The 25711-nt window shown below is 73.9% G+C and carries 22 protein-coding genes; 16 read left to right on the top strand and 6 right to left on the bottom strand.

The genetic code is table 11. The features are described from left to right. Positions 1-73 precede the first annotated feature (73 nt). The 6 genes from LPC08_RS22995 to LPC08_RS22970 are packed head-to-tail and all read left to right on the top strand — an operon-like array spanning position 74 to position 5644. Positions 74-1075: an ABC transporter permease gene (locus tag LPC08_RS22995; RefSeq protein ID WP_230450547.1), complete on the top strand. Its 1002-nt coding sequence runs from the start codon at positions 74-76 to the stop codon at positions 1073-1075. Next, on the top strand, positions 1072-1959 hold the full coding sequence (locus LPC08_RS22990; RefSeq protein WP_230450546.1) for an ABC transporter permease: 888 nt from the start codon (positions 1072-1074) through the stop codon (positions 1957-1959). The genes LPC08_RS22995 and LPC08_RS22990 overlap by 4 nt, the downstream gene beginning before the upstream one ends. After that, positions 1956-2933 (top strand): ABC transporter ATP-binding protein, encoded by a 978-nt coding sequence (locus LPC08_RS22985; RefSeq protein WP_230450545.1) that lies wholly within the window; start codon positions 1956-1958, stop codon positions 2931-2933. Before LPC08_RS22990 ends, LPC08_RS22985 begins: the two co-directional genes overlap by 4 nt. After that, positions 2923-3735 carry an ATP-binding cassette domain-containing protein gene (locus tag LPC08_RS22980; protein ID WP_230450544.1) on the top strand — a complete coding sequence of 271 codons (813 nt, stop codon included), beginning with the start codon at positions 2923-2925 and terminating at the stop codon, positions 3733-3735. The genes LPC08_RS22985 and LPC08_RS22980 overlap by 11 nt, the downstream gene beginning before the upstream one ends. Beyond that, positions 3732-4595 carry an amidohydrolase family protein gene (locus tag LPC08_RS22975; protein ID WP_230450543.1) on the top strand — a complete coding sequence of 288 codons (864 nt, stop codon included), beginning with the start codon at positions 3732-3734 and terminating at the stop codon, positions 4593-4595. Before LPC08_RS22980 ends, LPC08_RS22975 begins: the two co-directional genes overlap by 4 nt. Continuing rightward, entirely contained in the window at positions 4592-5644 is a 1053-nt protein-coding gene (locus tag LPC08_RS22970) for a Gfo/Idh/MocA family protein (RefSeq protein ID WP_230450542.1), read from the top strand. The genes LPC08_RS22975 and LPC08_RS22970 overlap by 4 nt, the downstream gene beginning before the upstream one ends. Before the next feature lie 396 nt (positions 5645-6040). Here the strand turns inward: LPC08_RS22970 and LPC08_RS22965 are convergent, their stop codons facing one another. From LPC08_RS22965 to LPC08_RS22955, 3 genes are read right to left on the bottom strand one after another with little or no spacing between them, the layout of a single operon-like run. Beyond that, the gene (locus LPC08_RS22965; RefSeq protein WP_230450541.1) at positions 6041-6442 is read right to left on the bottom strand and encodes a hypothetical protein; all 402 of its coding nucleotides are present in this window, start codon (positions 6440-6442) and stop codon (positions 6041-6043) included. Further along, positions 6439-6768 (bottom strand): rod-binding protein, encoded by a 330-nt coding sequence (locus LPC08_RS22960; protein WP_230450540.1) that lies wholly within the window; start codon positions 6766-6768, stop codon positions 6439-6441. Before LPC08_RS22960 ends, LPC08_RS22965 begins: the two co-directional genes overlap by 4 nt. After that, a complete protein-coding gene (locus LPC08_RS22955; RefSeq protein ID WP_230450539.1) occupies positions 6768-7898 on the bottom strand; it encodes a flagellar basal body P-ring protein FlgI in 1131 nt (376 codons plus the stop codon). The genes LPC08_RS22960 and LPC08_RS22955 overlap by 1 nt, the downstream gene beginning before the upstream one ends. Positions 7899-8023: 125 nt before the next feature. Here LPC08_RS22955 and LPC08_RS22950 point away from each other — a divergent pair, with 125 nt between their 5' ends. Both LPC08_RS22950 and dksA read left to right on the top strand, forming a co-directional pair. After that, on the top strand, positions 8024-8452 hold the full coding sequence (locus LPC08_RS22950; protein WP_230450538.1) for a flagellar assembly protein FliX: 429 nt from the start codon (positions 8024-8026) through the stop codon (positions 8450-8452). 113 nt (positions 8453-8565) lie between these two features. Then, positions 8566-8982, top strand: a complete 417-nt coding sequence (dksA, locus tag LPC08_RS22945; protein ID WP_230450537.1) for an RNA polymerase-binding protein DksA — start codon at positions 8566-8568, stop codon at positions 8980-8982. A 113-nt stretch (positions 8983-9095) separates the two neighbouring features. On the opposite strand, the gene LPC08_RS22940 is transcribed toward dksA, so the two are convergent. Together LPC08_RS22940 and LPC08_RS22935 are read right to left on the bottom strand one after the other, a co-directional pair. After that, positions 9096-10304 (bottom strand): DUF1501 domain-containing protein, encoded by a 1209-nt coding sequence (locus LPC08_RS22940; RefSeq protein ID WP_230450536.1) that lies wholly within the window; start codon positions 10302-10304, stop codon positions 9096-9098. Further along, on the bottom strand, positions 10301-11611 hold the full coding sequence (locus LPC08_RS22935) for a DUF1800 domain-containing protein (RefSeq protein WP_230450535.1): 1311 nt from the start codon (positions 11609-11611) through the stop codon (positions 10301-10303). The genes LPC08_RS22940 and LPC08_RS22935 overlap by 4 nt, the downstream gene beginning before the upstream one ends. A 354-nt stretch (positions 11612-11965) precedes the next feature. Here LPC08_RS22935 and fusA point away from each other — a divergent pair, with 354 nt between their 5' ends. Continuing rightward, the gene (gene fusA / locus LPC08_RS22930; RefSeq protein ID WP_370643267.1) at positions 11966-14059 is read left to right on the top strand and encodes an elongation factor G; all 2094 of its coding nucleotides are present in this window, start codon (positions 11966-11968) and stop codon (positions 14057-14059) included. Positions 14060-14586: 527 nt separating this feature from the next. Here fusA and LPC08_RS22925 read toward each other — a convergent pair. Then, positions 14587-14991 carry a ketosteroid isomerase-related protein gene (locus LPC08_RS22925; RefSeq protein WP_230450533.1) on the bottom strand — a complete coding sequence of 135 codons (405 nt, stop codon included), beginning with the start codon at positions 14989-14991 and terminating at the stop codon, positions 14587-14589. Between the two features lie 75 nt (positions 14992-15066). Here LPC08_RS22925 and LPC08_RS22920 point away from each other — a divergent pair, with 75 nt between their 5' ends. From LPC08_RS22920 to LPC08_RS22890, 7 genes are all read left to right on the top strand, one after another. After that, complete coding sequence (locus LPC08_RS22920; RefSeq protein ID WP_230450532.1) at positions 15067-15954, top strand: glycine--tRNA ligase subunit alpha; 888 nt, start codon at positions 15067-15069, stop codon at positions 15952-15954. 64 nt (positions 15955-16018) lie between these two features. Beyond that, positions 16019-16285, top strand: a complete 267-nt coding sequence (locus tag LPC08_RS22915; protein WP_230453140.1) for a type II toxin-antitoxin system VapB family antitoxin — start codon at positions 16019-16021, stop codon at positions 16283-16285. Next, positions 16282-16671 (top strand): type II toxin-antitoxin system VapC family toxin, encoded by a 390-nt coding sequence (locus LPC08_RS22910; protein WP_230450531.1) that lies wholly within the window; start codon positions 16282-16284, stop codon positions 16669-16671. The genes LPC08_RS22915 and LPC08_RS22910 overlap by 4 nt, the downstream gene beginning before the upstream one ends. Continuing rightward, positions 16671-18839: a glycine--tRNA ligase subunit beta gene (gene glyS / locus LPC08_RS22905; protein WP_230450530.1), complete on the top strand. Its 2169-nt coding sequence runs from the start codon at positions 16671-16673 to the stop codon at positions 18837-18839. The genes LPC08_RS22910 and glyS overlap by 1 nt, the downstream gene beginning before the upstream one ends. A 10-nt stretch (positions 18840-18849) precedes the next feature. Further along, positions 18850-21531, top strand: coding sequence for a pyruvate, phosphate dikinase (ppdK, locus tag LPC08_RS22900; protein WP_230450529.1), 2682 nt, complete (start codon positions 18850-18852; stop codon positions 21529-21531). A gap of 633 nt (positions 21532-22164) precedes the next feature. Further along, positions 22165-23913 carry a dihydroxyacetone kinase family protein gene (locus tag LPC08_RS22895; RefSeq protein WP_230450528.1) on the top strand — a complete coding sequence of 583 codons (1749 nt, stop codon included), beginning with the start codon at positions 22165-22167 and terminating at the stop codon, positions 23911-23913. Positions 23914-24133: 220 nt separating this feature from the next. After that, complete coding sequence (locus LPC08_RS22890; protein WP_230450527.1) at positions 24134-25612, top strand: FAD-binding oxidoreductase; 1479 nt, start codon at positions 24134-24136, stop codon at positions 25610-25612. The last annotated feature ends 99 nt before the right edge of the window (positions 25613-25711 follow it).

Genomic DNA, 25711 nt, shown 5'->3' with positions numbered 1-25711 from the left:
TCCCCCCGGCCAAGGGAGGGTCCGGGAGGGAACGGCGTTCCCACCCGGGCGGCGGCGGAACGGGAACTGACCCATGGGCCGCTACATCCTGCAACGGCTGGGCATGGCGCTGCTGGTCGTGCTGCTCGCCGTCACCATCAACTTCGCCATCCCCCGCGCCATGCCGGGCGATGCGGTGGAGGCGCAGCTCGCGCAGCTTTCCGCCGGCGGCGGGCAGGTGGGCGACATGCGCGAGATCGCCGGGGCGATGCGCGCGCGCTTCGGGCTCGACCAGCCGCTGTGGCACCAGTACCTCGCCTGGGTCGGCGGCGCGCTGCGCTTCGACCTCGGCGTGTCGGTGGTCAACTACCCGCAGCCGGTCTGGGAGGTGATCCGGGACTCCCTGCCCTGGACGATCGGGCTGCTGGGGACGGCGACGCTGATCGCCTTCGCGCTCGGCACCCTGCTGGGCGGCGCCATGGCCTGGCCCGGGGTGCCCGGCTGGGTGAAGGCGCTGGGGCTGCCGCTGCTGGTGCTCTCCGCCGTGCCCTACTTCATCCTCGGCGTGGTGCTGCTGGCGGTGCTGGGGCTGGCCTGGGGGCTGTTCCCGGTGGCGGGCGGCTTCCCCTTCGGCGAGGTGCCGCGCCCCGACCTGCGCAGCCTGGGCCTGCTGCTGTGGCACGCGGCGTTGCCGGGGCTGTCGATCGTGCTGGCCTCGCTGGGGCTTTGGGCGGTGGCCATGCGCGGGCTGCTGGTGGGCGTGCTGGGCGAGGACCACATCACCCTGGCGGAGGCCAAGGGCCTGCCGCCGCGCCGCATCTTCCTGGCCTACGGGCTGCGCAACGCGATGCTGCCGCAGCTGACCCAGCTCGCGCTCAAGCTGGGGCAGCTCGTCTCCGGCGCGATCCTGGTCGAGGTGATCTTCGCCTATCCCGGCATCGGCTACCGGCTCTACCAGGCGATCCACCAGAAGGACGTCTTCGTGGTGCAGGGCATCGTGCTGCTGCTCTCCGTCTCCATCGCGCTCGCGATGCTGCTGCTGGAGCTGCTCTATCCGCTGGTGGACCCGCGCGTGGCCACGGGGAGGGCCGGGTGAGCGCCGCCACACCGCTGGCGGTGCCACGCCCTTCGCCGCTGCGCCGGCTGCTGGCGCGGGCCTGGCGCGAGCGGCTGCTGGTCTTCGGGCTTGGCCTGCTCGCGCTGCTGGCCCTCGCCTCGGTGGCGGCGCCGCTGGTGGTCGATCCGGCGCTGGCGGAGATCGGCGCCACCCGCCCGCGCCGGCCGCCGGGCGCGGAGCATTGGCTGGGCACGGACACCCAGGGGCGCGACGTGCTCGCCGCGCTGCTGCGGGCGCTGCCGCAGACGCTGAAGATCGGGCTGCTGGCGGGGCTGCTGGGGCTGGGGATCGGCGGGGTGCTGGGGCTGCTCGCCGGCTGGTTCCGCGGCGTGACCGACGCGGTGATCCGCACCCTGGCCGACGTGGTGATGACCATCCCCGCCATCGCCGTGCTGGTGCTGGTCGCCGTCAACGTGCGCTCCATGACCGTCTGGCTGATGGCGGTGATCGTCGCGGGCCTCGCCTGGATGCTGCCGGCGCGCGCGGTGCGGGCGCAGGTGCTGTCCCTGCGCGAGCGCCCCTGGGTGGACGTGGCGCGGCTGAACGGCGCCGGGCCGCTGCGCATCGTGGCGACGGAGCTGCTGCCCAACCTCGCGCCCTACCTCGCCGCCAGCTTCGTCACCGCCGTCTCCGGCGCGATGCTGGCCACCGTGGGGCTGGAGGCGCTGGGGCTGGGGCCGCAGAACGAGCTGACGCTCGGGATGATGTTCTACTGGGCGCAGTATTCCGGGGCGATCCTGCGCGGGCTGTGGTGGTGGTGGGTGCCGCCGGTGGTGGCGCTGGCGCTGATCTTCGTGGCGCTGCTGGCCGCCTCGGCGGGGATGGACCGGCTCGCCAATGCGCGGCTGCGGGTGGAATCGTGAGCGAGGCGCCCGTCCTCTCGGTGCGCGGGCTGGAGGTGGGCTTCGCCACCGCCCGCGGGCTGGCGCGCGCGGTGGCCGGGGTCTCGCTGGAGCTGCGGCCCGGCGAGCGGCTGGGGCTGGTGGGGGAGAGCGGCTCCGGCAAGACCACCACGGCGCTGGCGCTGATGCGGCTGATCCGCCCGCCCGGGCGCGTCCTGGCCGGCGAGGTGCGGCTGGAGGGGCGCGACCTGCTCGCCGCCTCGCCCGCCGAGTTGCGGCGGCTGCGCGGGGCACGGATCGCCCTGGTGCCGCAGGGGGCGATGAACGCGCTGAACCCGGTGCTGACCTGCGGCGCCCAGTTCGAGGACCTGTTCGACGCGCATGGCGTGCCCCGGCGGGGGCGGCGGGAGCGGATCGCCGCGCTGCTGGAGAGCGTGGGGCTGGAGCCGGCGGTGATGCATCGCCACCCGCACGAGCTGAGCGGCGGGATGAAGCAGCGCGTCTGCATCGCGCTGGCCATCGCGCTGCGCCCGGCGGTGATCGTGGCGGACGAGCCGACCAGCGCGCTGGACGTGATCGTGCAGAAGCAGGTGCTGCGCACGCTGCTGCGGGTGCAGCGGGAGATCGGCGCGGCGGTGGTGATGGTCGGGCACGACATGGGGCTGATGGCGCAGTTCGCCCAGCGCATCGGCGTGATGTACGCGGGCCGGCTGGTGGAGCTGGGGCCGGTGCGCGAGATCTTCGCCCGCCCGCGCCACCCCTATACCCGTGCCCTGATCGAGAGCCTGCCGGGCTTCGGCCCGCGCGGGGTGTTCCGCGGCATCGCGGGCGTCGCGCCCTCGCTGCTCTCGCCGCCGCCGGGCTGCCCCTTCCACCCGCGCTGCCCGCGCGCGGAGGCCCGCTGCCTGGCGGAGGCGCCGGGCGAGACCTGGCTGGCCCCGGACCATCTCGCCCGCTGCCATTTCGCGCGGGAGGCCGTTCCCCTTGCCGCTTGAGGTGCGGGAGGCGCGGGTGGGCTTCGGCGGCGGGCTGTTCCGCGGCCCGCGCAAGGAGGCGCTGCGCGGCGTCTCCCTGCGCCTGCCCGCCGACCGGCCGGAGATCCTGGCCGTGGTGGGGGAGAGCGGCAGCGGCAAGACGACGCTGACGCGTCTGCTGCTCGGGTTGCGCCGGCCGGATGCCGGGCGGGTGACGTGGCGCGGGCGCGACCTCGCCACGCTCGACGCCGCCGGCTTCCGCGACTACCGGCGCTCGGTGCAGGCGGTGTTCCAGGACCCCTTCGGCGCCTACAACCCCGCCTATCGCGTGGACCGGATGCTGCTGCTTCCGGCCCGCGCCTTCGGGCTGGCCGGAAGCGAGGCCGCCGCCCGCGCCCTGGCGGAGGCAGCGCTGGAGCGCGTCGGCCTGCGCCCGGCGGAGACGCTGGGCCGCTTCCCGCACCAGCTCTCGGGCGGGCAGCGGCAGCGGCTGATGGTGGCGCGGGCGATCATGCTGCGGCCGCGCGTGATCGTGGCGGACGAGCCCGTCTCGATGGTCGATGCCTCGCTGCGCGCGACCATCCTGGAGAGCCTGTACCGGCTGCGGCAGGAGGACGGGGTCTCGCTCGTCTACGTCACCCACGACCTGACCACCGCCTGGCAGCTCGCCGACCGGGTGATGGTGATGCGCCAGGGCGAGGTGGTGGAGGAGGGCGAGGTGGAGCAGGTGATCGGCACCCCCCGCCACCCCTACACCCGCGCGCTCCTCGATGCGGTGCCGCCGCCCGATCCCGCCCGGCGCTGGCTGGAGGAGGCGGCGTGATCCTCGACGCGCATTGCCATGCCTGGACGCGCTGGCCCTACCGGCCCGCCGTGCCCGATCCCGGCCGCGGCAGCGCGGCGAACCTGCTGTGGGAGATGGAGCGGAACGGGGTGGGCCGCGCCGTGGTGATCTGCGCGGGGATCGATGGCAATCCGGACAATGCCGCGGATGTCGCGGCGGAGGCGGCGCGCTCGGACGGGCGGCTGGTCCCCTTCGCCGATTTCGACTGCCGCTGGCACGAGACCCACCACGCGCCCGGCGCGCCCGGCCGGCTGGCGGCGCTGCTGGACCGCTTCCCCGGGCTGCGCGGCGTGACCCACTACCTGGACGAGGACGCGCCGGCCGGCTGGCTGCTCTCGGAGGAGGGGCTGGCCTGCCTCGCCCTGCTGGAGCGGACAGGGCTGGTGCTGAGCCTCGCCACCGGCCCCGCCCAGGCGGAGGCGGTGGCCGAGGCCGCCGCCCGGGTGCCGCGCCTGCCGATCCTGGTGCATCACCTGTGGCGGGTGCCGGCCGGCGACGAGGCGGCGCTGGCCCGCGTCGCCCGCGTGGCGACGGGGCGGCCGAACCTGTTCCTCAAGCTCAGCGGCTTCGGCTATGCGGTGGCGGAGGGCTGGGACTTCCCGCTCCCCGGCGCCCAGGCGGTGGCGCGCGCGCTGGCGGCGGCCTTCGGGCCGGACCGCCTGCTCTGGGGCTCCGACTGGCCCGTCTGCACCCGGTACATGACCCACCGGCAGGCGCTGGAGATCGTCCGGCGGCACGGCCCCGCCCTGCCGCCGGCGGCGATGGAGGCCGTGCTGGGCGGCACCATGGCGCGGCTCCTGGAGGGCTGGCGGCCCGATCGCGGGAGACCGGGCGCATGACCCGCGTGGCGGTGATCGGCGCCGGCTGGTACGCGGCGGCGAGCCACATCCCCACCCTCGCCTCGATCCCCGGCGTGGTGCTGGACGGCGTCTGCCGCCTGGGCGCGGCGGAGCTGGAGCGGGTGCGGCGGGAGTTCGGCTTCGCCTTCGCCTCGGAGGATGTCGCGGCCGTGCTGGCCCGCCGGCCGGAGGCGGTGATCGTCGCCTCGCCGCACCCGTTGCACCACGCCCATGCCGCCGCCGCGCTGGAAGCCGGGGCGCATGTGCTGGTGGAGAAGCCGATGACGCTGGACCCGGCCGGGGCCTGGGACCTGGTGGCGCGGGCGGAGCGGCTGGGGCGGCACCTGCTGGTGGCGAACGGCTACCACTGGCGGCCCGGGCTGGCGGAGATCCGCGCGCTGTTGCAGGGCGGCGCGGTGGGGCGGATCGAGCATGCGGCCTGCTCCTTCGTCTCCGCCACCCGCCCGGTCTTCGCCGGTGCCGTCGGGCTCCGGCGCTGGGGCGAGGCCTTCTTCCGCCCCGATCGCGGCACCTGGCAGGACCCCGCTGCCGGCGGCGGCTTCGCCTGGGGGCAGATGTCGCATGCGGTGGCGCTGCTGCTCTGGCTGACCGGGCTGGAGCCGAAGGCGGTGGCGGGGGCCATGCTGGGCGAGCCGGTGGACCTGGCCTGTGCCGCGACCCTGCGCTGCGCCGGCGGGGCGGTGGCAACCCTGTCCGGTGCCGCCGCCTGGCCGGAGGGACAGCGCGCCCTGCTGCGGCTCCTCGTGACGGGAGAGGCCGGATCGCTGGAGCTGTCGCTGGACCAGGACCGGGCGGCGCTGCACCGGCTGGACGGCGCGCCACGCGACCTGTCGCCCCCCGCCGGCGCCTGGAGCTACGACTGCGAGGGCCCGGTGCGCGCCCTGGTCGCGCTGGCCCGCGGCAAGACGGTGGAGAACCTGGCGCCCGGCACGCTCGGCGCGGGAACCGTGGGGGTGCTGTCGGCATGGCACGCCTCGGCCCATGCAGGGAGAGTGGCCGTGCCCGTCGCCGGGCCACCCACGAGATGAACGATGAAGGCGTGCTGTGGTGTTCCGGCAGTGGACTGGGAGGGGACGCCGTCCCCTCCCAGACCCTCCCCTGCTGGGGCCACAAGCGGGCCCCGTACCCCGCTGGGAGTCTAGTGCTGGCTGCTGCCGTCAGCCTGCGGGCTGATCCCTGACGGCGCGCGGACAGGCGGGACTCCGGAATAGCTTTGAAGGCGTCAGCGAGGGCTGAGGCCGGTCCCGCCGAGGAGCATAGCTCCTCGGCGCCTCGACCCCGTGTCCGGCTGTCCCGCGGCAGCGCCGATCGGGTCCAGGGCCCGCAGGGTCCTGGCGGAGTGGGGGTATCGGGGGCGAGGCAGAGCCTTGCCCCCGGGCCACGGGCGCCAGTCCGGCAGGCGGCAGCGCATCGCGCCGCGCGGATCAGACTCGCGCGGCGAAGGTCAGCGGGGGGGTCTGTCGCGGCACGGGGCGCAGCCCTGCCTCGCCATAGGTGTCCGGCTGCGCCCGGGGCAGGGCGGCGCCGGCAATGGTTTCGATCACCCGCGACTGCAGGGCGATGGCGCGTTGCAGCAGCCGGCGGTTCTCCTCCGACAGTGCGGAGAGCCGGGTGGACAGTTCCCGCGTCGCCTCGCGTTGGTCCCCTTCCACCCGGGCGCCCGTGCCGCGTGCCGCGGCGAAAGCGGCGGCGAAGGCGTCGGAGGCGCGCAGCTTCGCATCGGCCAGCCGGCCGGCGCCGGCGAAGTCGAGGCGGGCGAGGGCCTCGTTCTCCTGGGTCAGGGCCTCGGCGAGGCTTTGTCCGGCGGTGATCAGGGGCTGCATCATCCTGGCGAGTCTCCACCTGTCGTGGTTGAGGAAGCGTGTGCGCCGGGGGCCGCGGATTGCGTGCGCAGCATCTCGCGCAGCACGGCGTCGGCGAGGCCGATGCCGCCCTGCCTCGCCCAGCCCTGGGCATAGGCGTCCACCAGCATCGGCCGCCACGTGGCCTCCGCATGGCCGCCGCCGAAGGCGCCGCGATCGGCGTGCAACGTGGCGAAGGCGGGTTGCAGCAGGGCGCCCAGCGCCTGGGCCTCGAAGCGTTCCGCCGCCTGGCGCATCGCGGGCGTCGCCGCGGCGGTGGAGACGGGGGGAAGGATGCGGGCGGTGGTCATCAGCGCACCTCCAGCTCGGCCTGGAGGGCGCCGGCCGCCTTGATGGATTGCAGGATGGTGATCATGTCGCGCGGCCCCACGCCCAGCGCGTTCAGCCCGCGCACCAGGTCCTGGAGGGTGACGGAGCGCGGCAGGATGCCCATGCGGCGCTCCCGCTGGTCGTCCACCTCGATGCTGGTGCGCGGCGTCACCACCGTCTCGCCGTTGGACAGCGGGCCGGGCTGGCTGACCTGCGGCGTCTCGGTCACGCGGATGGTCAGGTTGCCCTGGGCGATGGCCACGGTGGAGATGCGGACGTCCGCGCCCATGACGATGGTGCCCGACGCCTCCTCGATCACCACGCGAGCCGACTGGTCCGGGGTGACGCGGAGCTGCTCGATATCGGAGAGCAGGCCGGGGATGTCGCGCCCGCCGGACAGCAGCACCACGGTGCGCGGATCGGTCGCGGTGGCGATCGGCCCCAGGCGCTGGTTGACCGCGGCGGCGATCCGCCGAGCGGTGGTCAGGTCCGGGTTGCGCAGGGACAGGCGCAGCCGGTCGCGCCCGGCCAGCTCGAAGGGCACCTCCCGCTCCACCACCGCGCCGGAGGCGATTCGCCCGGCGGTCGGCACGCCGCGCTGGACGGAGGCGGCGGCCCCCTTGGCCCCGATGGCGCCCGTCGCCACCGCGCCCTGGGCCACGGCATAGACCTCGCCGTCGGCGCCCAGCAGCGGCGTGACGAGCAGGGTGCCGCCGGTCAGGTTGGTGGCGTCGCCCAGGGCGGAGACGGCGATGTCGATGCGCGAGCCTGGGCGGGCGAAGGCGGGCAGGTTCGCCGTGACCATCACCGCCGCGACGTTGCGCGTGTCGAGCTGCCGCTCGTTGTCGCGGGTGTTGACGCCCAGGCGTTCGAGCATGCCGACCAGCGACTGCCGGGTGAAGACCGCCGAGCGCAGCCGGTCCCCCGTGCCGGGCAGCCCGACGACGAGGCCGTAGCCGACGAGCTGGTTGTCCCGCACCCCCTCCACGTCGGCGATGTCCTTGATCCGCACCTGCGCCGCGGCCGGCCCCGGCGGGAGCAGGACAGGCAGCAGGACGGCGAGGAGCAGCAGGGCGGTCTTCGCCCTTCGGAAACCGGATCGCGTCAGCATGGCGTCACCTCGTCGGCGCCGGGTGAGCGCAACCGGCATGCCAGCGGAACCGGCGGGGGAGGGCGGCAGGAAGTGCCGGGTGGGCGGCGAAACCCGCCGGGCCGCGGCAAAGGAGGCAGAAGGCCATGCAGGGAGTGGGCGAGATACGCGGCCATGGAGGGGCAGCGCCGTCCCGGCGCAGCCGGTCGCCGGGCGGCTTCGTCCTGCCGGGGCCGGAGGGGGCGGCGGGCGGCGCGGCGGGGGCCGGGCCTCTCTCGGCCGCCGCCCCGCTCGGCCTGCTGGCCATCCAGGAACGGCCGCCGGATCCGGGGGAGCGGGACGAGCGGGCGGCGCGGCGGGGCAGGCTGCTGCTGCAGGAGCTTCAGGAGATGCAGCAGGCGCTGCTGGGCGGGAGGCGCGATCCGGCGCGTCTCCAGCGGCTGGCGGCACTCGCGGAGGGCGAGCTGCCGGCCGATCCTGTCCTGCGGGAGGTGATGGAGGCGGTCGTCCTGCGCGCGAGGGTCGAGATCGCCCGTGCCGCCGCCGCAACATCGGCCAGGGAAAACTTGCCGTAACAGGAACTTCTCACCTGCCCTCTTGGCGGGGCAGCCATGCGGACTGTATGAGGCTCACGGTTTCGTGGACCGGGAATGCCGCCGGTGCCGCGAAATCAGAAGGGATTCGCGCGATGCTGATGACGCTGCCGCCGGACTATCGCCCCTCTGAAACCGAACCCTTCATGAATCCACAGCAGTTGCAGTACTTTCGCCAGAAGCTGTTACGCTGGCGCCAGGATCTTTTGCGCGAGGCGGGCGTGACCCTGTCCTCCATGGGCCAGGGCGGGATCATCGAGGCCGACCTGACCGACCGCGCCAGCGTGGAAACCGACCGCGCCCTGGAGCTGCGCACCCGGGACCGGGCCCGCAAGCTGATCTCCAAGATCGACCAGGCGCTGGAGCGGGTGGAGAACGGCACCTACGGCTACTGCGAGGAGACGGGCGAGCCGATCGGCCTGCGCCGCCTCGAGGCCCGCCCGATCGCCACCCTGTCGATCGAGGCGCAGGAGCGCCACGAGCGCATGGAGCGGGTCCACCGCGACGACTGAACCAGGGCCGGTCCCCGTCGGACGGGCCCGGCACCGCCGGGCGGCCCGCGATCGCGCCGCGTTCCGCCTCCGTCCCGCGCGCCCGGCTCCGGCCCCCGGCGCTGTTCCGGCGCTCAGGCCAGCAGCCCGCCCATCGCCTCCGTCGAATCGCTGTCCGGGAAGGCCCGGGCGATCGCCGCCGCCGGCAAGCGCAGGTGGTCGCGCAACAGCCCCTTGACCAAGGCGCGCAGATCCGTGGTCGGCTGCAGATCCCGGTTCTCGAACAGGCTCCCCGGCTTCAGCCCCGGCCAGTCCCCCGCGACCCGCCCGCCGGCCACCGCCCCGCCGGCCAGGAAGGCGACGCCGCCCGTGCCGTGGTCGGTGCCCAGGTTGCCGTTCACGCGCACGGTGCGGCCGAACTCCGTCATCACCAGCACCGCCGTCCGCGTCCAGGCCTCGCCGAGATTGGCCTGCATCCAGGCCAGCCCCTCGTCCAGCTCGCGCAGCACGCCGCGCAGCCGGTTCTGCTGCCCGGCATGGGTGTCCCAGCCGCCCAGCTCCAGCGCCGCCACCCGCGGCCCGTCCGGGGCGGCCAGGATCTGCCCGGCCGCGGCGGCGAGCGGCACGAAGCCGTTGCGCCGGGCGGTGCGGCCCAGCACCTCGCCCGCATAGCCGCGGGCGCGCAGCCCCTCCGCCACCGCCGGGCCCAGCACGGGATCGGCCTGGCTCAGCTCCAGCAGCCGGGCATAGAGGTCCGCCTCCGGCCGGGCGGAGCGCGGGGCGGCATACATCCCGACCGGGGCGGGGCCGCGCAGCAGCAGGGGCAGGTCCGTGCCCACCGCCAGCCCGGTCCGGGCCCGCTGCCCCTCCTGCGGCAGGCCGGAGATGGCGCGGTTCAGCCAGCCGGAGGAGAGGGTCCGGTCCGCCCCGCTCTCCAGCAGGTCCTGGGCGTCGAAATGGCTGCGGGTGCGATAGGGGCCGGCGACGGCGTGGACGACCAGCAGGCCACCCTCGCCATAGATGCGGTGCAGGTTGGGGAGGCCGGGATGCAGGCCGAAGCGGCCGCCCAGATCGAGCACCCCGCCCTCCTGGCCGGGCTCGGGCAGGGCCAGCGGGCCGCGCAGCTCCGCGAAGTCGGGTTCGGCATAGGGCTGCACCACGGCCAGCCCGTCCATGGCGCCGCGCAGCAGCACCACGACCAGGCGTGCCTCGCCGGCCGGCCCGGCGCCCAGCGCCAGCCGGGCGGGACCGGCCGCCGCCAGGGCGGAGAGGCCGAGCAGCAGCCCCCGGCGCCCCAGGGCGGTGCGGCCGATGGCGGGGAGATGGGAAGCAAGCTCGCTCATCGCCGCTGGAACTCCGGGCTGCCGAGGAGGAGGGTGAGGCCGTCGCGGTTGGAGCCGGCGCGCAGCACCGCCGTCCGCGTCTCCGGCCGGGCCAGGGGGCCGAGCGCCAGCTCCAGCGAATCGCGCGCCCCGACCCGGGCGTAGCGTCCGCTCAGCCCGTGCATCTGGTCCAGCCGCTGCAGCACGCCCTCGGGGCTGGCCCAGTCGGCGGCGCGGTCCGGCCAGCCGTTCGGCTGCGGCGCCACCCAGACCGGCTGGCCCAGGGCGTCGCACATGCCGCGCGCCCGGTCGCCATCCGCGGCCGTGGCGCCGAGCGCGCGGAAGGCGGCGACCGCGAGATCCTGCGGCGCCCGCAGCTTGGACAGCGGCGGGCTCCAGGCCGCCTCCAGCCCCACCAGGGCGCGGGCGGCGGCGGCGAGGTCGCCATCCGTGTCGCGCAGCACCCCCTCCAGCACCGCGACCGCCTCGGGCGGCGGTTCATCGGCCACGAAATGCCGCGCCAGCTTGAGGGCCAGGTGGCGGTGCGTCGCCGGGTGGCCCGCCAGCCAGCGGAGGGCGACGTCGATCGAGGCCTCGCCCGGCTCGAAGCGCCGGCCCAGGATGGTCTTGGCCCCGGGCTGGTGATTCGCCGGCCGGAAGAGCGGGCCCAGCGGGTCGCGGCTGCCTTCCACGCTCAGCCCGGTCAGCAGCTTCGCGAACTCGGTCACGTCCTGCTGGGTGTAGCCGCCGGCGGGGGAGAGGGTGTGCAGCTCGAGGATCTCGCGGGCCAGATTCTCGTTCAGCCCGCGCCCGCTGCGCCGGCCCCAGGGGCTGTCCGGCCCGATCGAGCTGTTCTGGTTCAGGTAGTAGAGCATGGCCGGGTGCCGCTCGGCCGCCACCACCATGTCGGCGAAGCGCCCCAGGACGTGCGGCCGGATCGCCTCGCGCAGGAAGGGGGCGGCCAGCACGGTGACCAGCCCCTCGCGCCGGCTGACCGTGAAGTGGTTCGTCCAGAAGGCAAGCAGCCGCTCCCGGAAGGGGGTGTCCGTGACGATGCAGCGGCCGAGCCAGGCCGCCTGCTCGGCGACGAAGAGGCGGCCGCGCCGGTAGGGGATGCCGGGGGCGGGCGGATTCTGCTGCTCCTCCCGCCACAGGGCCAGGCCTTCCAGCGCGTCGGGCGGCGCGGGCCAGCCCTCCGGGACGGGCGGCGGGGCATCGGGCCCCTCCAGCTGGCGCAGCAGCCAGGCCCGCGGGTCGTCGGGCGGCGCCTGGTCCGGGCGCGGGCCGAGGCCGAAGCGGATGCCGGCGATGAGGGCCAGTGGCTCCATGCTGCGGGCGCCCCCAAGGTTGCACCACTTGGCCTAGCACGCCGCGGGCCGGGGGGATGCAATCAAGTGTGACGCGGCCGCCGGGAAGATGCCCCCGCAGGCGCCCCGGGGAAGTGCCCCGGAGGCGATGGCCCGGCCCGGCGGCATGGCGGGCGGGCATGGCGGGGCGGCGCAGCGCCCGCTTGCAATCCGGCGCGTGACGGCGCACATGGGGCGCGTCAAACCGGGCGGCCGCAGCCCCCGGCCGGAACCCCATCCTGGTGAAATCCCAGGTCAGACACTTCGGCGGGCGAGGCGGCGGCAGCCGGCCCCGGGTCCCGCCGCAACGCTTGTACGCGGCTCGCGCCGCGACCCATGGAGGCCCACGTGGCGCGCACCCCACTCGAGCGGATCCGTAACATCGGCATCACGGCGCATATCGACGCCGGCAAGACGACCACGACCGAGCGCATCCTCTACTATACGGGCAAGTCGCATAAGATCGGCGAGGTCCACGACGGCAACACCACCACCGACTACATGGAGCAGGAGCGCGAGCGGGGGATCACCATCACCTCCGCGGCCGTGACCGCCGTGTGGAAGGACTACCGCATCAACGTCATCGACACGCCCGGCCACATCGACTTCAACATCGAGGTGAACCGCTCGCTGCGCGTGCTCGACGGCGCGGTGTTCATCATCGAGGGCGTGGCCGGCGTGCAGCCGCAGTCCGAGACCAACTGGCGCCTCGCCGACCGCTACAACGTCCCGCGCATCATCTTCATCAACAAGCTGGACCGCACGGGCGCCGACTTCTACCGCGCCGCCGCGACGCTGACCGAGAAGCTGGGCATCAACTGGGTCGCCCTGCAGCTGCCGATCGGCATCGAGGACAGCCTGAAGGGCGTGGTCGACCTCGTCGAGATGAAGGCGCTGATCTGGGAGGGCGACGAGCTGGGCGCCCAGTACCACGAGGCCCCGATCCCCGACGACCTGAAGGAGAAGGCGGACGAGTACCGCCAGATCCTGCTCGACACCGTGCTCGGCGTCGACGACGCGGCCATGGAGCAGTACTTCGAGAAGGGCGACGTGGACGTCGCGACCCTGAAGGCCTGCATCAAGAAGGGCACGATCTCCGGCGAGTTCCGCCCGGTCTTCTGCGGTTCCGCCTTCAAGAACAAGGGCGTGCAGCCCCTGCTCGACGGCGTGGTGGACTACCTGCCGAGCCCGGTCGACATCGAGGGCATCAAGGTCGCCCCCGAGGAGGGCCAGGACGAGGACGCCGAGCGCCGCGTGATCCCGGCGGACGAGAACGCGCCCTTCGCCGGCCTCGCCTTCAAGATCATCAACGACAAGTACGGCAACCTGACCTTCGTCCGCGTCTACCGCGGCGTGCTCCGCTCCGGCGACACGGTGCTGAACACGACCAAGGAGGGCAAGGAGCGCGTCGGCCGCATGTTCCAGATGCACGCCGACAAGCGCGAGGAGATCAAGGAGGTCTTCGCCGGCGACATCGCCGCCTTCGTCGGGCTGAAGGACACCGGCACGGGTGACACCCTGGCCTCCGCCGAGGACCCGGTGGTGCTGGAGCGCATGGCCTTCCCGGTGCCGGTCATCGACATCTCCGTCGAGCCGAAGACCAAGGAGGGCGTCGAGAAGATGACGCTCGGCCTGCAGAAGCTGGCGGGCGAGGACCCCTCGCTGCGCCTGAAGACGGACCAGGAGACGGGCCAGACCATCCTCTCCGGGATGGGCGAGCTGCATCTGGAGATCATTATCGACCGCCTCCGCCGCGAGTACGGCGTGGACGCCAATATCGGCGCCCCGCAGGTCGCCTACCGCGAGACGATCAGCAAGGCGCACACCGAGACCTACACCCACAAGAAGCAGTCGGGCGGCTCGGGCCAGTTCGCCGAGGTGAAGATCCAGTTCGAGCCGCTGGAGCGGAACAAGGGGATCGAGTTCGTCAACGCCGTCGTCGGCGGCGCGATCCCGAAGGAGTACATCCCGGCCGTCGACAAGGGCATCAAGGTCCAGGCCGACACGGGCGTGCTCGCCGGCTTCCCGACGGTGGACTTCAAGTTCACCCTGCTGGACGGCAAGTACCACGACGTCGACTCGTCCGCGCTCGCCTTCGAGATCGCCGGCAAGGCCTGCTTCCGCGAGGGCATGAAGAAGGCCGGCCCGGTGATCCTGGAGCCGATCATGGACGTGGAGGTCACCACGCCTCAGGACCATGTCGGCGACGTGGTGGGCGACCTGAACCGCCGCCGTGGCGTGATCCAGTCCCAGGACATGGCCGGCACCTCGGTCATCGTCCGGGCGCACGTGCCGCTGAAGGAGATGTTCGGCTACATCTCCAACCTGCGTGGCATGACGAAGGGGCGCGCCTCCTTCTCCATGCAGTTCCACCACTACGATCCGGTGCCGCGCAACGTCGCGGACGAGATCATGAAGGCCAGCGCCTGACCTGCCGGCGCGGCCCCGCTTCCGGCGGGGCCGCCTCGCACGACGGACTTCGGATGACGCGGGCGAGACCATCGCCCGCGTCATTCGCGTTTCCGCGCCCTGGTCCGGACGTGATCCCGGCGGGATGAGCTGACCCGTCTTGCTGCCGTGTGACCCCGCGGCGGACCGGGAGGGGACGCTGTCCCCTCCCAGACCCTCCCCTGCCGGGGCCACAAGCGGGCCCCGGTCCCCGCTGGGAGTCTGGTGCTGCGCGGCTGCCGTCAGCCTGCGGGCTGAACCCTGACGGAGCTCGGACAGGCGGGACTCCGAAAAAACTCAGAAGGGGTCAGCGAATGCTGCGGCCGTGCCCGCCGAGGAGCATGGCTCCTCGGCGCCTCGACCCCGTATCAGGCTGTCCCGCGGCAGCGCCCCTCGGGTCCAGGGCCCGCAGGGTCCTGGCGGAGTGGGGGTATCGGGGGCGAGGCGGAGCCTTGCCCCCGGGGAACGGGCACCCGTCCGGCAGACGTCAGCGCATCGCGCCGCCCGTATCAGGCCCCGACCTGCCGCAGCCAGTCCTGGAGGTTGTAGGCCATGCTCAGCCGGGCGATGCGTCCGTCGCGGATCGCGAGGAAGGCGCCGGCCGGCAGGGTGTAGCGCTGTCCGGTGGCGGGGGGCAGGCCCTCGTCGGTCGCGAGGTACTCGCCCTCCACCACGAACTCCGCCGCGGCGCGGGTGCCGGTGGCGTCCACCATCACGACGATGTCGCGCAGCCGCTCGCGGTAGCAGCGCTCCATATGCGCCAGGAAGGCGGCGAAGGCCTCGCGCCCCACCTGCCGCCCGCCCTGGTTCACGTCATGGGCGACGTCATCCGTCAGGCAGGCCAGCATGGCCGCCCAGTCGCCGGCGTTGAAGGCGTCGTAGTAGCGGCGGACCAGTGTCTCGGTCGGGTGCATCGGCATCCCCTCTCTGCCTGTTTTCCGGGCCTTCCTTGCCGGCCCCCCGGGGGCGCCGTTATGGTGCGCCGCGTCATGGACGCCAAGCCGCCCTCCTTCCAGGAGATCATCCTCCGCCTGCACTCCTACTGGAGCCGGCAGGGCTGCGTGATCCTGCAGCCCTACGACATGTCCGTGGGGGCGGGCACCTTCCACCCGGCGACGACGCTGCGCGCCCTGGGGCCGAAGCCCTGGGCGGCCGCCTATGTCCAGCCCTCCCGCCGGCCCTCGGACGGACGGTACGGCGAGAACCCGAACCGGCTGCAGCACTACTACCAGTACCAGGTCATCATGAAGCCCAGCCCGGCGACGGCCCAGGACCTGCTGCTGGCCAGCTACCGCGAGATCGGGCTCGACCCGCTGAAGCACGACTTCCGCTTCGTCGAGGACGACTGGGAGAGCCCGACGCTCGGCGCCTGGGGGCTGGGCTGGGAGGTCTGGTGCGACGGGATGGAGGTGGGGCAGTTCACCTACTTCCAGCAGGTCGGCGGCATCCCCGTGGTGCACCCCAGCTTCGAGATGACCTACGGCCTCGAACGGCTGGCGATGTACGTGCAGGATGTCGAGAACGTCTACGACCTGGACTTCAACGGCGCCGGCACGAGCTATGGCGACGTCTTCCTGCGGGCGGAGCGGGAGTTCAGCGCCTACAACTTCGAATTCGCGGACGTCCCGCGCCTGTTCCAGCACTTCGCGGATGCGGAGGCCGAGTGCAATCAGCTCGCCGACCGGGACCTGCCGCTGCCGGCCTATGACCAGTGCATCGCGGCCAGCCACCTGTTCAACCTGCTCGATGCGCGCGGCGCCATCTCCGTCACGGAGCGCGCCGCCTATATCGGCCGGGTGCGGACGCTGGCGAAGCGCTGCTGCGAGGGCTGGGTGGCGGGCGAGGATATTGCTGCGCCGCACAACCAGAGCGCGTGACAAGGCCTCCCCTGCCTTCTACCCTCCATCCTGACGCTTCTACCGGAGCCGCCCCTTGGGCCAGATGAACGTCAAGGACGAGGCCCTGATCGCCGAGGCCCGGGCCCTGGCGGAGCTGCTGGGCACCAGCGTGACCGGTGCGCTCCGCGAGGCGGTGCGCGACCGGCTGGCGCGGGAGCGCACGGCGCGGGAAGCCGTGGCAGAACGACAGCGCAAGCTCGATGCCATCCTGGCCATCACCGCCCGCACGGCGCCGCTCCTGGCCGGCTCGGAGGCGGAGTTCGATCACGGCCGGCTCCTCTACGACCCGGACACCGGGCTGCCGGCATGATCCTCGATACCTCCGCCCTGGTGGCCATCCTGCGCCGGGAGGCGGAGGGCGCGCGGTTCAGCACCCGCCTGGCCGAGGCCGCCCGCCCCGCCTTGTCCGCCGTGACGCTGTTCGAGACGGCGATGGTGGTCGAGTCGCGCGGCGGGCCGGCGGCCGGCCAGGGGCTGGACAGCCTGCTGGCCGAGGTGGCGGTGGAGGTGGTGCCGGTCACCGCCGAGACGGCCCGGCGCGCCCGGGACGCCTGGCGCACCTTCGGCAAGGGCCGCCATCCGGCCGCCCTCAACGTCGGTGACTGTTTCGCCTATGCCCTCGCCCAGGAACGCGGCGAGCCCCTGCTCTACAAGGGCGAGGATTTCGCCCGAACGGATGTGAAGCCCGCCCTCTGATGCCCGAACTCCTGCTCGAACTCTTCTCCGAGGAGATCCCCGCCCGCATGCAGGCCCGGGCGGCGGAGGATCTCGGCCGCCTCCTGGCCGAGGCGCTGAAGCCCGCGGGCCTCGTGCCGCAGGACCTGCGCACCTTCCACGGCCCGCGCCGCATCGCCCTCGCCGCGACCCTGCCGGAGGCCACCGCCGCCGTGTCGGAGGAGCGCCGCGGCCCGCGCGCCGACGCCACCGGCCCGGCGCTGGAGGGCTTCCTGCGCTCGACCGGCCTGACGCGCGAGCAGCTGGAGGCGCGCGAGGGCAAGGGCGGCACCTACCTCTACGCCGTGATCCGCCGCGACGGCCGCGCCACGTCGGAGGTGCTGGCGGAGGCCATCCCGCCGCTGCTGCGCCGCTTCCCCTGGCCGAAGTCGATGCGCTGGGGAGGGAGCTCCGCCTTCACCTGGGTGCGGCCGCTCAAGCGCATCCTCTGCGTCTTCGGCGGCGCCGTGGTGCCCTTCGACCTGCGGCTCGGCGAGGATGACGGCCACGGGCTGGCCTCGGCCGAGCTGACCGAGGGCCACCGGCTGCTGCATCCCGGCGCCTTCCCGGCGCGCTCGCTGGCCGAATGGCAGGCGGGGCTGCGCGAGCGCGGCGTGATCCCCGAGGCGGGCGAGCGCGAGCGGCTGATCGAGGAGGGCGTCGCCCGCCTGGCCGCCGCCGAGGGGCTGGAGGTGGTGCCGGACCGCGGGCTGCTGGCCGAGGTGGCCGGGCTGGTGGAATGGCCGGTGCCGCTGCTCGGCCGCATCGACGACGCCTTCATGGACCTGCCGCCCGAGGTGATGCGCACCACCATGCGGGTGAACCAGCGCTACTTCGCCCTGCGCCACCCGGATGGGCGGGCGGCGAACCGCTTCGCCCTCGTCGCCAACATCGAGGCGACGGATGGCGGCCAGGCGATCGTCGCCGGCAACGAGCGCGTGCTGCGCGCCCGGCTGTCGGATGCGCGCTTCTTCTGGGACCTGGACCGCAAGACCCGGCTGGAGGCGTTCCTGCCGAAGCTGGATAGCGTCGTCTTCCACGCCAAGCTCGGCACCCAGGGCGAGCGCGTGGCGCGGCTGGAGCGGCTGGCCCGCTGGCTGGCGCCCAAGGTCGGCGCCGATGCGGAGCAGGCGGCGCGCGCGGCACGCCTGGCCAAGGCCGACCTCGCCACTGGCATGGTGGGCGAGTTCCCGGAGCTGCAGGGCATCATGGGCCGCTACTACGCGCTGGCCGGTGGCGAGGCGCCCGAGGTGGCGGAGGCGGTCGGCGCGCACTACCGCCCGCTCGGCCCCGGCGATGCCGTGCCGTCGGAGCCCGTGGCGGTGGCCGTGGCGCTGGCGGACAAACTGGACCAGCTCGCCGGCTTCTTCGCGGTGGACGAGCGGCCGACCGGCTCCGGCGATCCCTATGCGCTGCGCCGCGCGGCGCTGGGGGTGATCCGCATCGTCCGGGAGAACGGGCTGCGTCTCTCGCTCGCCGATGCCTTCGCGGAGGCCTTCTTCGGCTACCCCGCCGCCACCGGCACCACCGCCGACCCACGCTTCGGCATGGCCGTCGCGACGGAGCGGCAGCAGGCGGGCTTCCGGCCGCCGGCCGGCTCGGCGCACCCGCCGATGGTCGCCTCCTTCGCCGACGGGCTGGTGGACTTCCTCGCCGAACGCCTGCGCGTGCAGCTCCGCGCCGAGGGGGCGCGGCACGACGTGCTGGCCGCGGTGCTGGGCAGCGGCGACGACGACCTCAACCGCCTCCTCGCCCGCGCCGAGGCGCTGCGCGGCTTCCTCGCCACGCCGGAGGGCGCCGACCTGCTCGCCGCCTATCGCCGGGCTGCGAGCATCCTGCGCATCGAGGAGAAGAAGGACGGCCCGCATCCCGAGGGCGCGGAGGCCCACCTTCTCGTCGCCCCGGCGGAGCGCGCCCTGGCGGAGGCCCTGGCCCAGGCCGGCCCCGCCGCGTCCTCCGCGCTGAGGCACGAGGACTTCGCCGCGGCGATGGCGGCCCTGGCGGCGCTGAAGCCGCCCGTGGACGCCTTCTTCGACGGCGTCACCGTGAACGACCCGGACCCGGCGCTGCGTCGCAACCGCCTGGGCCTGCTCAAGACCCTGCGCGGCGCGATGGACCGCGTCGCCGATTTCTCGAAGATCGAAGGCTGAGGAGCCCCGCATGAGCACGACGACCACCAAGTGGGTGTACGGCTTCGGCGCCGGCCGGAACGACGGCAAGGCCGAGATGCGCAACCTCCTCGGCGGCAAGGGGGCGAACCTGGCGGAGATGGCCTCGATCGGCCTGCCGGTGCCGCCGGGCTTCACCGTCACCACGGAGGTCTGCACCTACTACTACGCCCATGACAAGCAGTACCCGGCTGAGCTGAAGGACCAGGTGGCCGAGGGGCTGGCGCGTGTCGAGCAGGCGGTGGGCGCGAAGTTCGGCGACGCCGCCAACCCGCTCCTCGTCTCCGTCCGCTCCGGCGCGCGCGTCTCCATGCCGGGCATGATGGACACGGTGCTGAACCTCGGCCTGAACGACGAGACGGTGCTGGGCCTCGCCCGCCGCTCGGGCGACGAGCGCTTCGCCTGGGACAGCTACCGCCGCTTCATCCAGATGTACGGCTCCGTCGTGCTCGACGTGGACCACCACCGCTTCGAGGAGATCATCGAGCAGGCCAAGCTCGATTCCGGCGTCATCGAGGACACGGAGCTGACGGCCGCCGACTGGCAGCGCGTGGTCGAGGGCTACAAGGAGACGGTGGCCGACGCGATCGGCAAGCCCTTCCCGCAGGACCCCGAGGCGCAGCTCTGGGGCGCGATCGGCGCCGTGTTCGGCAGCTGGATGAACCCGCGCGCCAACACCTACCGCCGCCTGCACGACATCCCGGCGGACTGGGGCACGGCGGTCAACGTCCAGGCCATGGTCTTCGGCAACATGGGCAATGACTGCGCCACCGGCGTCTGCTTCACCCGCGACCCGTCGACCGGCGAGAACGTCTTCTACGGCGAGTACCTGATCAACGCGCAGGGCGAGGACGTGGTGGCGGGCATCCGCACGCCGCAGCCCATGTCCAAGGCCCGCGCCAAGCCCGGCGAGACCTCCATGGAGGAGGCGATGCCGGAGGCCTATGCCGAGCTGTGCAAGGTCCGCGAGACGCTGGAGCAGCACTACAGCGACATGCAGGACATCGAGTTCACGGTGCAGAGCAACAAGCTCTACATGCTGCAGACCCGCAACGGGAAGCGCACCGCGGCCGCCAGCCTGAAGATCGCGGTGGACATGGCCGAGGCGGGGCTGATCGACCGCACGGAGGCGGTGAAGCGCGTCGCTCCCTCCTCGCTCGACCAGCTCCTGCATCCCACCCTCGACCCCAAGGCACAGCGCAAGGTGCTGTCCAAGGGCCTGCCCGCCTCGCCCGGTGCCGCCTGCGGCGCCGTGGTCTTCTCGGCCGAGGAGGCGGAGGCCCGCGCCCAGAAGGGCGAGGCCGTCATCCTGGTGCGCATCGAGACGAGCCCCGAGGACATCGCGGGGATGCACGCGGCCAAGGGCATCCTGACCACGCGCGGCGGCATGACCAGCCACGCGGCTGTGGTCGCACGCGGCATGGGCCGCCCCTGCGTCGCCGGCGCCGGCGGGGTGGTGGTGGACTATGCGGCGCAGGCGCTGGCCGCCGGCGGCGTGACGGTGCAGGCGGGCGAGACCATCACGCTGGACGGCGCCACGGGCGAGATCTTCCTGGGCGCCGTGCCGATGATCGAGCCGCAGCTCTCGGGCGACTTCGCCACGCTGATGGGCTGGGCCGACGAGGTGCGCCGCCTGAAGGTGCGCGCGAACGCGGAGACGCCGCTGGATGCCGACACCGCGCGCAAGTTCGGCGCCGAGGGCATCGGCCTGTGCCGCACGGAGCACATGTTCTTCGACGCGGAGCGCATCGGCTCGGTCCGCCAGATGATCATGTCCGAGACGGAGGGCGGCCGCCGCGACGCGCTGGCCAAGCTGCTGCCCTTCCAGCGCTCCGACTTCGTCGAGCTGTTCCGCATCATGGCCGGGCTGCCGGTGACGATCCGCCTGCTCGACCCGCCGCTGCACGAGTTCCTGCCGCACAAGGACGAGGAGCTGGCGGAGGTGGCGGAGAGCCTGGGCACCGACCTCGCCACCATGAAGCGCCGGGCGGCGGAGCTGTCGGAGGCGAACCCCATGCTCGGCCACCGCGGCTGCCGCCTGGGCGTGACCTATCCCGAGATCTACGAGATGCAGGCGCGCGCCATCTTCGAGGCGGCGATCGAGATCGCCGAGGGCGGCGGCGAGGCGCCGGTGCCCGAGATCATGATCCCGCTGGTGGGCATGAAGAAGGAGCTGGAGATCACCCGCGCCCAGGTCGACAAGGTGGCGCGGGAGGTCTTCGCGGCGAAGGGCCGCACGCTGGAGTACTCGGTCGGCACCATGATCGAGCTGCCCCGCGCGGCGCTGACGGCGGACCAGATCGCCGAATGCGCGGACTTCTTCTCCTTCGGCACCAACGACCTGACCCAGACGACCTTCGGCCTGTCGCGCGACGATGCCGGCAAGTTCCTGCCGACCTATGTCGAGAAGGACATCCTGCCCAAGGATCCCTTCGTCTCCATCGACGTGGACGGCGTGGGCGCGCTGGTCGAGATCGCCGCGGAGAAGGGACGCAAGGTCAAGGGCACGCTCAAGCTCGGCATCTGCGGCGAGCATGGCGGCGACCCGGCCTCGATCCAGTTCTGCGAGAAGGTCGGACTCGACTACGTGTCCTGCTCGCCCTACCGCGTGCCGGTCGCACGGCTGGCCGCGGCGCAGGCCGCCCTTTCCGGCGGCGTGGACCGCACCGCCTGACGAAAGGCGCGCCGCGGGTGCCACCGGGGTCGCCCCGGGAGGCGATCCGGGAGGCGATCCAGGCCGGGAAGCGCCGGTAACGGGGCCGGGGAGGCGGGAGAGATCCGGTGGTGGACCGGGAGGGGACGCTGTCCCCTCCCAGACCCTCCCCTGCCGGGGCCACAAGCGGGCCCCGGTCCCCGCTGGGAGTCTGGCGCTTCGTGGCTGCCGTCAGCCTCCGGGCTCAGCCCTGACGGAGCGCGGACAGGCGGGACTCCAGAATAACTTTGAAGGCGTCAGCGCGAGCGGAGGCCATACCCGCCGAGGAGCATGGCTCCTCGGCGCCTCGACCCCGTATCCGGCTGTCCCGCGGCAGCGCCGATCGGGTCCAGGGCCCGCAGGGTCCTGGCGGAGTGGGGGTATCGGGGGCGAGGCAGAGCCTTGCCCCCGGGCCGCGGGCGCCAACCGGCAGACGTCACCGCATTACGCCGCGCGGATCAGACATGCCGCACGAAGCCACCCTGCTGATGGGGGCTATTGGGCCGGCGTGGACCTCCGCAGGATCATGGCACCGGATCGGCTGCCGCTCGCGGCGGGCTGGTGACGAGCCGCCAGGGCGGGCACGACTCCCCGGACGGTCACAGGAGGATACGCGTGAGGAAGCTGCTCAACGACCCGCGCCGCGTGGTGCGCGAGATGCTGGAAGGCGTTGCCGACCTCCATCCTGGCCTGGCGTTGCTGGAGGGCGAGGATGTCGTGCTGCGCGCCGACCTGCCGGAGCCGGCGGCGCGCCCGGTGGCGGTGATCTCCGGCGGCGGGGCCGGGCACGAACCGGCCCATGCCGGCTATGTCGGGACCGGGCTGCTGTCGGCGGCGGTGGTGGGGGACGTGTTCACCTCGCCCAGCGTGGACGCGGTGCTGGCCGGAATCCGGGCCGCCGCCGGCCCCGCCGGGGCGCTGCTGGTCGTCAAGAACTACACCGGCGACCGCCTGAACTTCGGCCTGGCGGCCGAGCTGGCCCGCGCCGAGGGGATCCCCGTGGAGATCGCCGTGGTGGCCGACGACGTGGCGCTGCGCGACACGGTCGAGCCTGCGCGGCGCCGCGGCATCGCCGGCACGGTGCTGGTCCACAAGCTGGCCGGTGCCGCGGCGGCGTCCGGCCTGCTTCTGGCCGAGGTCGCCCGGATCGCGCGGGAGGGCGCGGCCGCGATCGGCTCCATGGGCGTGGCGCTGGGTGCCTGCACCGTCCCCGCCGCCGGCCGCCCGGGCTTCGACCTGGCGGAGGGCGAGGTGGAGCTGGGCCTGGGCATCCATGGCGAAGCAGGGGTGGAGCGCGGCCCGCTGCGCCCGGCGGATTCGCTGGTGGATGGCATGCTGGACGTCATCCTGGACGATCGCGGCCTGGGTGAAGGGGCGCGGGTGGCGCTGCTGGTCAACGGGCTGGGCGGCACCCCGCCGATGGAGCTGGCCGTGATCGCCCGCCGGGCGCTGGCGCGGCTGCGCGAGCGGGGGCTGGTCGTGGAGCGCGCCTGGACGGGGAACTTCCTCACCGCTCTGGAGATGCCCGGCTGCTCGCTCTCGGTGCTGCCGGTGGATGCGGCGCGCCTGCGCCTGCTGGATGCCCCGGCGCAGGCGCCGGCCTGGCCCGGCGGCGGCATGGTCCCGGCCCAGCGCGCCGTGCTGCCGGTGCCGGGCGGGGACGCGGCGCCACCGCAGGGACCGGAACCCGGCCTGCCGCACGGGGCCGGCGCCCCGGCGATCCAGGCAGCGGTCCTGGCCGCGGCGGCGGCGCTGGAAGCCGCCGAGGCGGAGCTGACGGAGCTGGACAGCCACGCCGGCGACGGCGACCTGGGCATCAGCATGGCGCGTGCCGCCGCCGCGATCCGCGCCATGCCCGACACGGTCTGGGCGGATGCACCGACCGCCCTGGCGGCGCTGGGCCGCACGCTGCGGCGGGCCCTGGGGGGCAGCTCGGGACCCTTCTACGCGACCGCCCTGCTGCGTGCGGCGCGCGGGCTGCCGGCCACGCCATCGGCGGCGGACTGGGCCGGGGCGCTGCGACGCGGCGTGGCGGCGATCGCCGAGCTGGGCGGCGCCCGGCCCGGCGACCGCACCATGCTCGACGCCCTGCACCCCGCCGCCGAGGCCTTCGCCGAAGCCGTGGCGGCGGGGCAGGCGCCCATGGCCGCCTGGTCAGAAGCGGTCGCCGCGGCGGAGGCGGGGGCGGCCGGCACGGCCGGGATGCGGCCGCGCCTGGGGCGGGCAAGCTACCTGGGCGACCGTGCCCTGGGCACGCCCGATGCCGGAGCGGTGGCGGCCGTGGTCTGGTTGCGGGCAGCCTTGCCCGACCGGGGCGCCGCTTTCGCCGACGGGGCGGCCGACGGCCAGGGTGGGACGGGATGACGGCTGCGGCGCCGGTTCCGGACCGGCCGCGATGCCTCCCCTCCAGACGGCGCAGGCCGGGGGCCGCCATGTGGCGGCCCGGGCCCTGTGCCATCGAGGTAGGGGCCTGGCCGCCGGCCGCGGCTGTCTTGCTCCCCGGGCGGCGTGATAGGCTGCCATCCGGGCCCGGACGGCAATCCGGATATCCGGGCCCGACCCCTGGCGCGGCGGGAGCGACCCCATGAGCCCCGACATCCTGGCCCCCACCGGGCTCCCCATCGAGGCGCCAGCGGGCGCCTCCCCGGATGCCCCCTCGGCGCCCCCATCCGCCGACGCGGACGCCCTGCTCGCCGCCCTGCTGGCCGAGCTGGGTCCGCGCACCGTCCTGGCCGGGGCGGAGGTCCCCGCCCGCAACGGGAAGGACTGGAGCACCCTGGACCCGGTCCGGCCGCTTGCCGTGGTGCGCCCGACCACGGCGGAGGAGGTCGCCGCCACGCTGCGGCTCTGCGCGCGCTTCGGCGTGCCGGTGGTGCCGCAAGGCGGGCTGACCGGACTCTGCGGCGGCGCGCTGCCCGTGGCGGGCGGCATCGCCCTCTCGCTGGAGCGTATGACCGGCGTGGAGGAGATCGACCCGGCGGTCGCGACCATGACGGTGCGCGCCGGCACGCCGCTGCAGACGGTGCAGAAGGCGGCGGAGGAGGCAGGATTCTTCATGCCGCTCGACCTCGGCGCGCGCGGCTCCTGCGCCATCGGCGGCAATCTTTCGACCAATGCCGGGGGCAACCGCGTCATCCGCTACGGCATGGCGCGGGAGATGGTGCTGGGGCTGGAGGTGGTGCTGCCGGACGGCACGATCGTCCGCAACCTCAACAAGATGCTGAAGAACAACGCGGGCTACGACCTGAAGCAGCTCTTCCTCGGCAGCGAGGGGACGCTCGGCATCATCACCCGTGCCGTGCTGCGGCTGTTCCCCCGACCCGGCTGCACCATGGCCGCCCTCTGCGCCCTGCCCAGCTACGGCGACACCCTCCGCCTGCTCGGCGCCGCACGGCGGGGGCTGGGGCCGCTGCTCTCCGCCTTCGAGGTGATGTGGCCCGACTACTGGCAGGTGGTGACGACGCGGGTGCCGGGCGTGCGCGGCCCCGTCGCGGGCGGGCACGCCTCCTACGTGCTGGTGGAGGCGCAGGGCATGGAGGAGGCGGTGGACGCGCCGCGCTTCCAGGCCTGGCTGGAGCGGCAGGCGGAGGAGGGCATCCTGGCCGATGCCGCCGTCTCGCGGTCGCTGGCCGACGTGCAGGCCTTCTGGGGCGTGCGCGACGCCTGCGCCGAGTTCCCGCAGGTGCTGGGCCCGCACGAGGCCTTCGACATCGGCCTGCCGGTGGCCGCGATGGACGACTATGTCACCGCCTGCAAGGCAGGGCTGGAAGCGCGGCTGCCCGGCGCCGTCGCGTTGTTCTACGGGCATATCGGCGACGGCAACATGCACATCGTCGCCTGCCTGCCCGGCGCCTCGCCGCAGCCGAAGCTGGCCATCCAGGAGGTGGTCTACGAAACGGTCCGCCGCTTCGGCGGCACGGTCTCGGCCGAACACGGCATCGGCCTGACCAAGAAGCCCTGGCTCGGCCACGTGCGCAGCGAGGCGGAGATCGCGCTGATGCGGACGATCAAGGCGGCGCTGGACCCGCAGGCGCTGCTGAACCCGGGCAAGGTCATTCCATAGGCGCAGCCGGGCGCCGTTCCGTTCGCCTCATACCGACGGCGGGATGACCCGACCCCGTGGTGCTGTCGTGTTGGGGCGTGGGACCGGGAGGGGACGCCG

The organism is Roseomonas sp. OT10, from assembly GCF_020991085.1.
GTDB lineage: Bacteria > Pseudomonadota > Alphaproteobacteria > Acetobacterales > Acetobacteraceae > Roseomonas > Roseomonas cutis.
The sequence above is the reverse complement of the archived record's forward strand: the minus strand, read 5'-3'. Positions and strand labels throughout refer to the sequence as shown.